At 32.4% G+C, this 14,386-nt stretch carries 12 protein-coding genes; 2 read left to right on the top strand and 10 right to left on the bottom strand.

The window, feature by feature from the left end:
- Positions 1-38 precede the first annotated feature (38 nt).
- Positions 39-3,083, bottom strand: a complete 3,045-nt coding sequence (locus DK508_RS21345) for an amino acid adenylation domain-containing protein (protein ID WP_200831864.1) — start codon at positions 3,081-3,083, stop codon at positions 39-41.
- A 357-nt stretch (positions 3,084-3,440) separates the two neighbouring features.
- Here DK508_RS21345 and DK508_RS10860 point away from each other — a divergent pair, with 357 nt between their 5' ends.
- On the top strand, positions 3,441-4,097 hold the full coding sequence (locus DK508_RS10860) for a Crp/Fnr family transcriptional regulator (RefSeq protein ID WP_109300790.1): 657 nt from the start codon (positions 3,441-3,443) through the stop codon (positions 4,095-4,097).
- 53 nt (positions 4,098-4,150) lie between these two features.
- Here the strand turns inward: DK508_RS10860 and DK508_RS10855 are convergent, their stop codons facing one another.
- The 4 genes from DK508_RS10855 to DK508_RS10840 all read right to left on the bottom strand — a co-directional run bounded on the left by DK508_RS10855 (position 4,151) and on the right by DK508_RS10840 (position 8,327).
- Positions 4,151-4,711 (bottom strand): porin family protein, encoded by a 561-nt coding sequence (locus DK508_RS10855; protein WP_109300789.1) that lies wholly within the window; start codon positions 4,709-4,711, stop codon positions 4,151-4,153.
- 120 nt (positions 4,712-4,831) lie between these two features.
- Positions 4,832-5,731 (bottom strand): exopolyphosphatase, encoded by a 900-nt coding sequence (locus tag DK508_RS10850; RefSeq protein ID WP_109300788.1) that lies wholly within the window; start codon positions 5,729-5,731, stop codon positions 4,832-4,834.
- Between the two features lie 5 nt (positions 5,732-5,736).
- Positions 5,737-7,842, bottom strand: coding sequence for a polyphosphate kinase 1 (gene ppk1, locus DK508_RS10845; protein WP_109300787.1), 2,106 nt, complete (start codon positions 7,840-7,842; stop codon positions 5,737-5,739).
- Positions 7,842-8,327, bottom strand: a complete 486-nt coding sequence (locus DK508_RS10840) for a histidine phosphatase family protein (protein ID WP_109300786.1) — start codon at positions 8,325-8,327, stop codon at positions 7,842-7,844. Before DK508_RS10840 ends, ppk1 begins: the two co-directional genes overlap by 1 nt.
- A gap of 340 nt (positions 8,328-8,667) precedes the next feature.
- On the opposite strand from DK508_RS10840, the gene DK508_RS10835 reads away from it, so the two are divergent.
- Positions 8,668-10,917 (top strand): OmpA family protein, encoded by a 2,250-nt coding sequence (locus tag DK508_RS10835; protein ID WP_109300785.1) that lies wholly within the window; start codon positions 8,668-8,670, stop codon positions 10,915-10,917.
- Here DK508_RS10835 and pdxH read toward each other — a convergent pair.
- From pdxH to DK508_RS10810, 5 genes are all read right to left on the bottom strand, one after another.
- Entirely contained in the window at positions 10,914-11,558 is a 645-nt protein-coding gene (gene pdxH, locus DK508_RS10830) for a pyridoxamine 5'-phosphate oxidase (protein ID WP_109300784.1), read from the bottom strand. The two genes, DK508_RS10835 and pdxH, sit on opposite strands and share 4 nt — an antisense overlap.
- A 69-nt stretch (positions 11,559-11,627) precedes the next feature.
- A complete protein-coding gene (locus tag DK508_RS10825; RefSeq protein WP_109300783.1) occupies positions 11,628-12,533 on the bottom strand; it encodes a ribonuclease Z in 906 nt (301 codons plus the stop codon).
- Between the two features lie 62 nt (positions 12,534-12,595).
- Positions 12,596-13,054: a thioredoxin family protein gene (locus DK508_RS10820; RefSeq protein ID WP_109300782.1), complete on the bottom strand. Its 459-nt coding sequence runs from the start codon at positions 13,052-13,054 to the stop codon at positions 12,596-12,598.
- A 53-nt stretch (positions 13,055-13,107) separates the two neighbouring features.
- Positions 13,108-13,440 (bottom strand): ribonuclease Z, encoded by a 333-nt coding sequence (locus DK508_RS10815; RefSeq protein WP_109300781.1) that lies wholly within the window; start codon positions 13,438-13,440, stop codon positions 13,108-13,110.
- Positions 13,441-13,443: 3 nt separating this feature from the next.
- Positions 13,444-14,373: an aspartate carbamoyltransferase catalytic subunit gene (locus DK508_RS10810; protein WP_109300780.1), complete on the bottom strand. Its 930-nt coding sequence runs from the start codon at positions 14,371-14,373 to the stop codon at positions 13,444-13,446.
- Between the last annotated feature and the right edge of the window lie 13 nt (positions 14,374-14,386).

The following is a 14,386-nucleotide window of genomic DNA, read 5'->3' as shown; positions in this document are numbered from 1 at the left end:
AGTAAAAGGGAAAGAGGTATTTTACTTTCTGTTATTGTTTATGAATCCCATATCGCTCCATATGCGGGAATTCCTCGGCTTTCCATTCCGTAGACTACTTTCCAGGTTAATTTCTTATTAGAAATACATATTATTGCTTCGGCATCAAATTCTTTATAAGCCTTATATGCTAATTTTACCATATCTGGTTTACCATGAGCGTCTGTATCCCATATAAGTGCTTCTGGCTGTACCGCCAGAATCTCGTCTACAAGTTCGTCACCATATGTTTTTCTAGGGTTTCTGGTCGCCCATATCAATCTGGATGCTGTTTCCATAGAGAACAAGTGCGGTAAGCAAGGTCCTATTCCACTTCCCGTAGCAACCCATATCACTTTTTTAAAAAGTTTATCTACGTTACCCACTCCTGCTGTAGTAATCCCTTTGACCCACACATGTTTTGGTATATCATCAATCAACTTGCCAGTCCAATCTCCTGCTCGCGAAATAGTTAATCTAAACCCATCCCTTCCTGGTTCTGGAACATTAGCAAAAGAATGCCATTCCATTAATGGATTTCTACTAATTGCAGTTGATGAGCCAGCAAATGGTGTTTCGCCATAATTAAACCTAGCCAAAATCACATGATTAGAAGGTCTAGTTATATTAACTTTCACTTTTTTTAACCGTAACCATGGTAATGCTATACTGGCCGTAATAATAACCAATAACCAAAAGTTTAAAGAATTAAATATTGCCTCTAAAAAACTTAACTCCTGATTTTGTTCTTGTATTACAAGTATCATTTGTACCCAAAATAGAAGTAAAGCAGACCAACCACCAAAACGATGTGATTTTTCAAAATTATTATGATGTTTCGCCCTTAATTTGGGTAATGCCATAATAATCATGAATATCAATATACCCGAAAGAATTGTTGTCACCCAAAGCAAAGAAATCTCATTTAAATTTGAATTGGGGTTTTGAAAAAAGTTATAGAATAAAGAACCTACAAATAATAAAAACCAAATTGTACCACTTACATTTCCTCCTATATGTATGCCTCCAAAATGATATATCTTTCCGGCTCTTCTACGTATAGATAACGGCCAACTTGTTGGAATACTAGTAGCTAACCAAAATAGAAAATTGATTATATATTGCTGTCTAATAAGAATACCAATCGTAAAATTAATAAGTGAAATTTTCGAAATTACATCTAATCGAAGATTCTCTTTTGCCCACCAATCGCCTGTATTTACTCCATAAATAATTAAAGTAGTATTAACTAGTAGAAATAGTACAAACAATCGATAATAATGCATTAAAGTTTCTCCTTTCCATATGCGACTAAAATATTTTTTTTGCTTGGGTAACTGTACGCTACTTAGATCCGGAATTTCTTCATTTTCTTTTTGATATGTACTAGTTTCTATTATTACAGTATCCATTTTTGAGTCTAAATTATTTGCTGCCTTTTCATTATGGTTAGATGATAACACATTCAATAGTTTTCTTTTGTCAATTTTACCTCTATTGGTCATGGGTAATTCTGACATCGTAATTACCACCTCAGGAACACAATAATATGGTAATGCATCTGCTATTTTATCCTTCACTTCATCCTTATCAATCGTATCAGGGCTTATAAACGTAGCTAATGTTCTATTATCAACTTTTAATGTTACTGCCCTTTTAGCATTTGGCATTTTTTCGACAATAGATGATATAGAATCCAATTCTACTCTAAAACCGCATATTTTTACTTGATCATCGGTTCTTCCTAAATGTTCTAATTCACCATCGGCAGTCCATCTACCAATATCTCTAGTTCTAAACATCTTTTTTCCTCCACCCAAAAAAGGATCTTCAACATATCTCTCTTTTGTTAGTTCCTTATTATTAATATACCCTTTGGATACGCAATATCCACCTGCCCACATCTCACCTGCTTCACCTATAGCACATGGATTTAAGTTTTCGTCCAAAACATATACAGTGTTATTAGGCATAGGTTTCCCTATAGACAATATTTGATCGGTTGGAAAAAAACGTTGTGCTGTATTTATAATGGTAGTTTCAGTTGGGCCACATGAGTTATAAAAAGCACAGAAACTTGACCACTTTTCTGCCAAAATTCTGGGGCATGGTTCTCCTGCAACTGCAGCCACTTTAATATTTCTACAACGATCTATATCTAAAGAACTTAAAATTGTCGGGGTAGAAATAACAATATCCACTTGGTTAACCGTTTCTTCTATATTCTTCCCTCGTATTACAAGTGTTGCCCCATTACACAAAGCTCCCAAAATTTCCCAAACAGACATATCAAAGGCTATACTTAAAATCTGTCCTACTTTAAGTCCAGGTCTCATCCCCAAATTACCAGGATCTGTAAGTAACATATTACATAAATTACCATGAGTTACCTGTACTCCATTCGGCATTCCTGTGGTACCAGAAGTATAAATAATATAGCACACTTCATTTTTGGTGACATTAATTTCTGGAAGTTTGACCGGTTTATGAATATTTTTATTTTCTTCAAAAAACGTATCTATGCTAATTATCTTTTTATTCGGAAAATCAGGAACCAAATGCTCATAAGCCGACAAAGTGAGAATTACATTAATTGATGCGGTTTGAATTACATATTTTAACTGATTTTCTGGGGCTAATCCAATATGTTGTGGCACATAGGCAGCTCCAGCCTTTAGAATTGCTAAAATCCCAACCACCATAGGTATAGATCGTTGAACAAAAAGACCTACATTATCACCAATTTTTACTCCATTTGCAATAAGTTTTAATGCTAATAGATTTGATTTATCGTGTAACTCTTTATAGGTAATCGTTTTTCCTAAATGGTTAACGGCTATTTCTGATGGGTGGGCAATCACTTGAGCTTGAAAAGCATGATGAATGCATTGGTATGGAATCTGAGTTATAGATCCCTGGCCAAATCTTTGAAAAAGATATTGTTCAGATAGATTAAGGTTTTTATAAGCTTCTTTTACAAATGTGTTTCTACCGACTTTTGCCGATATTCCATAATCTTCGTAAAACTCTGCTTCAGAGTTTACACGAGAAACTGTAGTTTCCATAATAAATAAAAACTACCAACAATCTGATTTGAAAATAATCCGATTTGAAATGGTTATGTACGAAGGAAGGGAAACAGATGATTTATCCCGAAATTTAGAACTTTTGTGTTTCATAAGTTTAAGAGGTTTTAAGATTTAATATTCCTCTCGAAATTATCGTTACCTCAAAAAAAGTGTTGTAAACATTCTAACACCGAAATATTTTAATTTTAATTAATAATTTGAAAAAATTATGCGCTTCACTCAAAAAATTGATGTGAAAATGATAATAAAACACTTAATTATATGTTAATACCATAATTATTTAACAAACTTTAGTAGTCAGTCATCAGTATTAATGTCAAACCATTTACTCTTATGGCTATTAAATTATTCGATCTTTTAATTCAAGATGGATTGTATGAATGTAATGAGTACCATAAAAATGAAGTAATCAGGTACGCTCATGAAATAAACCCCAAAAGAATATATCTTATCAAAAGTGGTGTAGTAAAGATGAGTTACTTAAACGAATTAGGGGAAGAAATCATTATTACTATTTTGGCTAAGAACGAGCATTTTGGAACAAATCGAATATTTTGTGAGTCTAGTTTTAAGTATAACTATGAGTCGATTTACTTGAAAACTATGGTATACGAATTTGAATTTTCTGTGGTAAGATCAGTTATTGAAAAACACACCATTTTACATAAAGAAATCTGTTCCATGATTGGAAAGGAATATTCTATGCTAGAAAAAAGAATACGCATATTACAAAATAGATTTGTAGAACAAAGACTTGTGCAGACCATTGAGGAATTTAAAGACAAATTTGAGGTGCACAAATTTCCGGATAAGTCTATCTGTATTTTTTTTCCATTTACTCAAGACGAATTATCGGCATACATTAGAGCATCGAGAGTAATTACCAATAAAATTATCAATGAATTTAAACGTAAGTTTTTGATAGAATGTAATAATAACAATACTATTATTTTAAAAAAGAACTATTTCGATTTATACAAGTTTTGGTAAACCTCAAAATGGCTTTTATTTCTAAAACTTATTGGATATGGTGGTGATAAATATTAGAGTCTATATCCAAACGATAATTGAATATTTCTATTATTTCCTTCGGCCCCTCCAGGGATACCTTCATCATCAATAATATTAGATAATCCAAAACCATAGCGTAAATCAGCAAAAAAGCTTTCGGTAATGTTTACTCCAACACCTGCTAAAGCAGTAAAATCAAATGTATTAAAATTCGCATCAATTCCGGCGTTATCTTCCCACTCCCATATTTTTAGGCCTACTTGCGGGCCAATATGTACATTAAATGTATTCGAAAAATTATATTTCAATAATATTGGTAATTGCAAATAATCAACCCGTAGTGTCTCATCATCGTTACCTTGAGAAGAGTATTGAAATTCTGGTTGAACACTTACTTTTTCTGTGATTGGGTATTCTGCCAAAAAACCAACAACAATTCCAAAACGACTATCTTCTAAGTTAGCCGGTATATCGTCAGAACTAATCGAACTTAAATTGGCTCCTAATCGTATACCATAAGAATTATCCTGAGCTATAGCTCCAAAAGTAAATGCTAAAAGGATAGTCAAAGTAAAAAGTAAAGTTTTGTTCATAACATGGGATTTTGGTGATAATTTAATACAAAAAAAACGTTTTTTTTGATAATTCAGGATTTTATAACGCAAAATATCATTAATAAAATCGATAAAAGAACCTAAATTAATGATATAATACTAATTATTATTAAGTTTATCATTGTACAACGATTTAATGATTCCGTCTGATAATCCAATTTTGGGAACGTATATATCTTTTGCTCCACTCCATTTCATAGCCGAAAGATAAATGCGTGTTGCCGGTAGTATTACATCTGCCCTATCTTGATTTAAATTAAGCTCCCAAATTCTTTCTTCGTAGGTTAATGAATTAAGCAATTGATAATATGAACTCAGGTATAAGAATGATAATGACTTACCTGTACTTTTACCACTATTTTTAAAAATGTTATTAATATTTCCACCAGATCCGATAAGTGATATTCTTGGGTAATTTTTTGTACTTTGTTTTATCCAGTATTCTACATCACTCCATGCATCTTCGGTAACCAAATTATTAAGTAATCTAACCGTACCTAACTTAAAAGATTTAGAAACAATACTCTTACCATTATGAAACAAAGTAAACTCTGTACTTCCACCACCTACATCTACGTATAAATAAGTTGCATCCCTATTAATTAATTGGTTAAGATCAGTCATAGCGATAATAGCAGCTTCAGCTGTACCATCAATAATATCGATTTGTATCCCGGTTTTTTCTTTGATGAGTTGTACTACTTCTTTTCCATTTTCGGCTTCTCGCATCGCAGAAGTTGCGCATGCCTTATAGCGAATCACCTTATGAGTTTTCATCAAGAGTTGATACGCTTGCATCGCATCTATCATACGAGTGATATTTTCATCAGAAACTCTTTTATCCTTAAAAACATCTGCTCCCAAACGTATCGGTACTCGTACCAAACTTGTTTTTTTAAATCTAGTAGTTTTTCCTTCCTCTTCATGGACACTACTAATTAGTAATCTTACAGCATTAGAACCAATATCTATTGCTCCGTATTTTTCTATTGTTAGCAAAATAATTAATTTCCTAGTTTTTGTAAATAATAATCATAGGTCGCGATTTGCGATCTTACTTTAGGATTATCGTTTCGAATGTACGCATTATCTTGATCTTTAGAAAGTAGTCTACCCTTCACATTGTCGTTCCAACAAATATCAAAAGTTTCCATAAGCTCTAATTTTATGTCCTTATCATAGATAGGACAAGAGATTTCTACTCTTCTATCCAAATTTCGAGTCATCCAGTCTGCGGAAGAAATATAAACATCTGGGTCTCCCGCATTTTCGAATATATAAAGCCTTGGATGTTCAAGAAACTTATCTACTACGCTAATCGCCCTAATATTTTCGCTCATACCTGCAATACCAGGAACCAAACAACATATACCACGAATAATCAAATCAATTTTTACTCCAGCTCTACTTGCTTCGTAAAGCTTGTCTATCATATCATAATCACTTAGACTATTAAGTTTCAATTTAATTCGCGCTGGCAGACCATTTTTACTATTATTTATTTCAGTATCAATAAGTTTTACAAGAGAAGATCGGGTATAATGTGGTGAAACTAAAAGATGCTTGTAACGATTAATTTTATAATTAATCTCGAAAAATTTGAATACCCTATTCGTTTCTTTTAGGATTGCCTCATTAGTTGTAAATAAAGTATAATCTGTATAAATTTTTGCTGTAGACTCATTAAAATTCCCCGTACTTATAAAACCGTATCGTTTTAACTTACCTTTTTCTTCTCTTTCGATAACGCAAGCTTTACAGTGTACTTTTAATCCAGTAACTCCAAAAATTAGATTTACGCCTTCTCTCTGCATTTGCTCGGCATAACGAATATTAGCAGCCTCATCAAAACGTGCTTGCAACTCTATTTGCACGAGTACTTTTTTTCCGTTTTTGGCAGCATTAATAAGTGAACTAGCAATATGGGAAATATTAGCCAACCTATATATGGTGATTTTAATACTCTTAACCTTAGGGTCAATTGCAGATTCTCTCAAAAATTTCACCGTATATGAAAAGGTATGATACGGTGTATATTGAAGATAATCCTTCTTGGCAATTTTATCTAACAAACTACCTTGTAAACTTAATCCCGCAATAGTAAGTGGTTGAATCGATTGGTATACTAAATCTGAAATACCTAAATCTGGGAAATTCATATAATCTCTGCGATTATGGTATCGCCCTCCTGGGATAATACTATCTGTATTGTGTACTCCCATTTTTTCCATTAAGAAATCCAAAGTGTCCTTCTCAATGGTTTCATCATATACAAATCGAACGGGTTCACCATCTCTTCTAGATCGAACACTGCTCGAAATTTTTTGAATAAAGCTTTTACTCAAATCATTATCAAAATCTAATTGAGCGTCTCTAGTGATTTTAATCATATGAGCGGATGCACTTGCATAATCAAAAATACTAAAGTTAATATGCATACAATAGCGAATAAGATCATCCAAAATGATAATATATTGTTTACCATCTTTTTCTGGAAGCACAACGAATCTCTCTGTATTTTTAGGAATTTCGATTAGTGCATATATCTTTTCCTTGGTTGTTTGATGTAAAATTTTTGAAATCCGCCCTTCTTTGGGTATTTTTTCGTTCAACACTAATTTTACCGCCAAATAGGCTACGCTATCCTTTAAATGTGGAAATTCGTCAAGGTCATTAAGTATATATGTTACCAAACCTGGACTAACCTTGTTCACAAAATAATTACGAATAAACGTATCTTGATCTTCACTTACTTGATTTTCATCTATTACAAAAATATTATGAGATTCAAGTTTTTCTTTTATTGTATCAATCGTTTTTAGACTTTCAGATTGTTGTTTGATTACAATCTTAGTTATCTTTTCGAGCATATCACTTGCCGTGGTTCCCTTAAGTACGTTTTTACCATCTTTACCGGCTAAATCTATTCTTTTTATAGTAGCATATCTTACCTTAAAAAATTCGTCAAGATTGTTCGAAAAAATACCTATAAATCGTAATCTTTCCAACAACGGAACAGTATCATCTGCCGCTTCCTGCAATACTCTTGCATTAAATTGTAACCAACTTAGTTCTCTATTAATATACTGGTTTGTATTCTTTTCAGACATTATCGCAACGATTTAGGGACGATTTTTAATAAGTTTTTTCCTACAGTAATGTTTTTCCAGCTATCGACATCAAATTCTATTCCTACACAACCCGCAGTCGGCAAGTTATCGATACTTTCGTTTCCATAAAGGTTAACTATTGATGTAAATGCATGATTATGTCCAAATATCATTAAAGTATCAACTTCATCATTACAATTTTTAATAACTTCGATAACCTGACTACCACCAAAATCATAAAGATCTGGTTCTAAACCAAATACATTATGAGGGAGATCCAAATACCCTAATACAATTTTTGCAGTTTGGTAAGCTCTTTCTGCTGGGCTACAAAGTACCGTATCTATAGGAATATCTAGTGTTTTTAGGTATTCTCCCACTAATTCAGCATCTCTAAGTCCTCTAGCATTAAGGGGGCGTTTATCGTCTGGCAAATCAAATTCCCAAGAGGATTTTGCATGTCTCATTAGGTATAAATTTTTCATGCTTTCTAAAATATAATTAGTAAAAAAGAGTTATTACAATACAAGTTTAGTGATTAGGATTAATAATTTTCAATATTACTTATAAAAATATTCTTTTCTTAAAATACGAATCAAATCTTGTTTCTTTTTTGTAGCATATTATTTAGGGTAACTATAAGTCACTAGCCAAAATGAACAACCAGCTAAAACAATGAAAATGAACATGATATAGTTATGGATTTAATCGATAAAAAATGTATTTACGTCGAAAACCTGTTTTTTTTCGTATAAAATCAAATGTTAAAATCTAAATTTACATACGGTTTTCCCTTAAATCAGAGTGTTTTCCCCCCAAAACATTATGAGCACAAATTATCATAATATTACTAGGGTAAAAAAAACAAAAGAAGTGGAAAAAGAGATTATGAAGAAAAGAAGTCTATTACGATTTCAGGATATAAACCTACTTATTATACTATTTGGCTTTTGTTCTACAATAGCCTTTGGTCAAGTAGAAGTACCCCTTAAGAAACGCACTGAGTTTACTTTTAAAGGGGATTTCAAGTTTGTATCTAATACAATTCTGGGAAAAGTTAGTAATGATGATGGGTCTGGAGTATTTGATCCTAATAAAAGTTATAACGATGGAGGGCTGAATAATCAGTTCAAAATGGGGTTTATTGATATTGACAACGATGATACTACTTTTAATTCTAGTAGTGCCGATTTGGCCATTGAATCAGAGTGTAGTACTATAAAACATGTTGGGTTATATTGGACAGCTTCTTATGCTGATGAGAATAGAAAACAAGACATTACCACAGTACAAATAAAATATCCTGGTCAAGAATCATATTCTACGATTACCGACGCACAAGTAATTCATGATTATTATAATGATGATGATGCTTTGTTTAAACAATATTCATGTTTTAAAGATATTACTCAAGAAGTATTAGCTTTAAAGAATCCTATTGGTACCTACACTCTAGCAAACATCCCTGCTACAACTACCGCTATAAACGATGATCAAGCCTTAGGTAATGGTCTTGCCGGTGGATGGACTATGGTTGTCATCTACGAAGATCAAACAAAACCAAGAAAACGATTTTATGTGTACGATGGCTTTGTAAACATTGATTCTAAAGCAAAACCTGTAGCTTTTTCATTTGACAATTTTCAAACTATACCCAATGGAGCCGTACATGGTAAGATTGGAGTGATAGCTTATGAAGGAGATAAAGGAATTAGAGGTGATCGTTTCCAAGTAATGTCGAACGAAACAAATAGATATAAAAGTTTGGCAGATGGCACCAACCCTATGAATAACTTTTTTAACGCCAATATTACCGAAAACGGTAGAAATGTTAAAACAAGAGTTCCTGCTAGTCAAAATACTTTAGGGTATGACGCAGATTTATTTGACATCAAAAATATTAGAAATAGCATTATAGGAAACAATCAAACTGAAGCTAAATTTAGATTATCAACAGATAATGATGGATACTCTGTAATGGCAGTAGCGTTTAGTGTTGATATTTACGAGCCTGCGATTCATATTATTAAAAGATCAAAATACGCTAATAACAAATTTGTTCATCCAGACGATATTTTATCTCCGAAACAAGAAATCACATACCACCTAACTGTCTATAATGATGGTAACGATGATGCAAAAAATACTATTATAAAGGATGTATTACCAAAAAATGTAATTTTCTCAGAAAAATCACTTGTATTACCTTCTAAGAAAATCAAAGCCAAATTTGATAAGCAGACTAGAACCTTAAGTCTAAGTGTACCAAATAAAATGGTAAAAATAAATAGTGAACCTTTTGAGATTAGTTACAGTGTTAAAGTAGATACAAGTTGTGAATCTATATCTACTATCGACGATATTTTGGTTGTTGATCAACCTGTTTCTGCAGAATTTAATGGCTCTTTAAATGAAACGGTAAAATACTCTAAGGGATATAACCATATTAATAAATGTGATTTACCTGATTTTTATCAGTTTAAGTTAGCTATAGATATTAGTGAATTAAACTGCCCTAATGCTAGTAGTTTGGTAGCAATTCCTAAGAAAAAACTAGAACATAGTTTAGCACAAGTACAACCAGGGGATTATGATAAAACGCGTAAATCTAATAATACAGAAAGTGGAGGAATAAGCCCAGGAGATATTGTACAGACCTCTACTCCTCCTGAAACTGCATTACAATCTAATATCACTTTAGATAGAACCATTAATGATCTTATTAATCTAAATGAGATTTATTTTGATTTTGATAAATGGGATATTACCTCTAGGGCCGAATCTGAATTAAGTAAAATTGTAGATTTAATGACTAAGGAATACCCCGATATGGTTATCAAAATTGAAACGCATTCTGATAGTCGTGGTAATCATGATTATAATCTTGATTTATCTCAAAAAAGAGCCGAATCAATTTATAATTACTTAGTAAGCAAGAATATTTCTAGAAATAGAATTTTATCTTATGTCGGGTTTGGAGAAACAAGACCAGTAAATGATTGTTTAGACGGGCAAGATTGTGAAGAAAATGAATATCGCAAAAACAGAAGGTCAAATTTTGTAATCATGGATTAAGGCGACAGTCTGTCGGCTTTCCAGTTCATTTCAATGTCTTTATATCGAATACGATCATGCAGTCTATTTGCTCTACCCTGCCAAAATTCAAATTCGACAGGCTTTACACAGTATCCTCCCCAAAATGGTGGTTTCGGTATTTCTTTTTTACTATATTCTTTTTCTAAAGATTTCAATTTTGCCTCTAGAATTTCTCTAGATTCAATACGTTCACTTTGTTTAGAAGCCCAAGCTCCTAATTGACTGCCTATTGGACGTGATTTAAAATAAGCTATACTTTGTTCCTCATTTATTTTCTCTACGATACCTTTTATAATGATCTGGCGTTCTAGATTTGGCCAAAAAAAGGACAAACATACTTTATTATTGTTTGCCATTGATCTCCCTTTCTCAGAAAGAAAATTAGAATAAAAAACGAAGCCATTTTTGTCATAGTGTTTTAATAACACTATCCGACCCTTTGGAAAACCATCTGTACCAATAGTAGATATAGTCATCGCATTTGCTTCTTCAACTCCTCCTGCATTTTCTACTTCCGAAAACCATCTCGAAAAAAGCTCAAAAGGAGAATCTGGAAGGTTTTTCTCATCGAGAATACTCTTTTCATATGATTTTCTGTAATTAGTCAAATCTCTATTCATACATCCAATTTATAAGGAAATTATGCTCAAATTTACATATTAAATAGACAAAAATTAATCATTCAATTATCAAAACTCAAAAATTTTGCCATCATCTGCTATTTCGACATTATCAAAAACGGTTTTAGCCTCATCTCTAAAAAGTTCAAGGTTTTCATATCGTGTAGAATAATGTCCTAAAATTAAAGTTTCTACATTGGCTTTTTGAGCAATCGTAGCAGCTTCGATAGCAGAACTATGACCTGTTCTAGCACATAAATGCTTGTGACTCTCTAAAAACGTAGACTCATGATACAAAACAGTAGTATTTTTGATTAGCTCTAACTTAGCCTCATCATACCTAGTATCACTACAATACGCATAGCTTTTTACAGGTTTCGGATCATCGGTTAATTCCTGATTTAGAATAACCTCTCCATTACCAAGAACCACATCTTTACCTTTTTTAATAGATCGGTAATACGCTAGATCAATTTCAAGTTCCTGTACCTTATTCATCAAGAGTTTTCTATCGCCAGGTTTCTCTACAAATAAAAAGCCATTACAATATACTCTGTGTTGCAATGGAATAGTAGAAACTGTTACTTTTTCGTCTTCAAAAATTATTTCCGATTCTTTATTCGTTAATTCGTGAAAATGTAAAGGAAAATCTGTCCAAGAATTAGAAAGTTTTAATTGAAGTGTTATTATTTCTTTTATTCCTTTTGGCCCGTGAATATGCAATGGAGTGTCTCTTCCTAAAAGTCTAAACGTAGAAACCAAACCGATTAAACCAAAAAAATGATCGCCATGAAGGTGTGAAATAAAAATATGTTTAATTCTTGAGAATTTTATTTTATTCCTTCTAAGTTCTACCTGTGTTCCCTCACCACAATCTATAAGGAAAATATGATTATTTATTTCAAGAACCTGAGATGTAGGGTTTGTAAATGTTCTGGGGGTTGCTGAGTAGCAACCCAATATAGTAAGTTTCAAAATGGTTTGATCTCTTAATTTATCAAAACGTGAATATAGTTTAATCTCAACTATAAATCAATCTATCTCCCAAAAGAATCAAAAGAAGTCAATAATTCTATATAACCTTTTACATCTAAGTCACTTCTATACCCTGTAGCACCAAGAACTACTCCTTCTTTGTTAAGAATTAAAATTGCCGGAAATAGTTTTTTCTTGTTATATCGTTTGGCTAATTCTTTATTTTTAGCTTTTTGTTCTTGAGAAAGTCTATTTTTCTTACGTCTAGGAAAATCTGCTCTTAACCAAATATATTTTTCATATGTGAAAGCAGCAAATTCATCACTAGTTAAAAGGTTTCTCTCAAGTTTGATACATGGCGGACACCAATCAGAACCGGTAAAAAATAAAACGATTTTTTGATCCTTTTCTTTGGCCAAAGTTAATGCTTCTTCCAAATCATATTTCCAATCTTGGGCATAGGTCATGCTACCAAAAAACAAAAAGAATACTACTAAAAATTGTGGGGCAAGTTTTTTCATACCAAATAAGACGTAACAATTTGTTACAGATTACAAAAAATTAGTGTTTTTTTTCAAAACCCTAAATCTCTTTCAATCTCTTCCATTTCTACCAAATCGTAAGCCTCTTGCAAAGTAGGTACAATCGTAATATCCTCTATAGATTCATCATACCCTATCTTATCAGTTACAATAACAAAAGAGTGTTTTGATAATCTGTGCTTATTGGAAACTCTCAAGAATTCTGTAATATCATCAACCGATATTTGTTTTAATGAAAATAGGTTAATAATGATATTGTCGTTTTTAAGAGAGTCGTACTTATTTTCCAACCTTTTTACAAACTCAACAATTGTGGTTTTTTCTTGCGTAATTATAGTTGTAGAACCGTCTTTATTAAAAATCATAAGTTATCGTTTAATTTTTGAAGCTAAAAGATATATCACTGCCATTCTCACTGCAACTCCATTCTGTACCTGATCCAATATAATGGCCTGATCCGAATCAGCAACATCACTCGTGATCTCTACTCCACGATTGATAGGTCCTGGGTGCATAATTACAATTTCCTTATCTAAACTATCAAGTAATCCCTTATTTAATCCAAATTGTTGGGTGTATTCTCGTGTAGATGGAAAATAACTAATTTCCATTCTTTCATTTTGAACCCTAAGCATATTGGCTACATCACACCACTTCAATGCTTTCTTTAAATTGGTTTCGACTTGTACCCCTAATTTATCTATATATTTAGGAATCAAAGTCTTAGGCCCGCATACTTTTACTTCTGCTCCTTGCAATTTGAGAGCAAAAATATTAGAAAGTGCTACTCTCGAATGTAAAATATCACCTACAATCACTATTTTTTTTCCTCCGACTTCTCCTAATCGCTCTCTTATCGAGTATGAGTCCAACAATGCCTGTGTAGGATGCTCATGTGCACCATCACCCGCATTAATTATTTTTGCATCTACATGCTTAGATAAAAAAACTCCTGCTCCTGGATTTGGATGACGCATCACTACCATATCCACTTTCATAGAAAGAATGTTATTTACCGTATCAATGAGCGTTTCTCCTTTTTTTACAGAAGAAGAAGCAGCCGAAAAATTAATAACATCTGCCGAAAGTCTTTTTTCTGCAAGCTCAAATGACAATCTCGTTCTTGTACTGTTTTCAAAAAAAAGATTAGCAATCGTAATATCTCGTAGCGAAGGAACTTTTTTAATAGGACGGTTAATTACTTCTTTAAAATGATCTGCTGTTTCAAAGATAAGATCAACATCCTCTTTGGTTAAATATTTTATTCCTAGTAAGTGATCTACACTTAATTCGCTCATGTTCTCGTTTTAA

It is taken from the genome of Aquimarina sp. AU474 (assembly GCF_900312815.1).
Classification (GTDB): domain Bacteria; phylum Bacteroidota; class Bacteroidia; order Flavobacteriales; family Flavobacteriaceae; genus Aquimarina.
The sequence above is the reverse complement of the archived record's forward strand: the minus strand, read 5'-3'. Positions and strand labels throughout refer to the sequence as shown.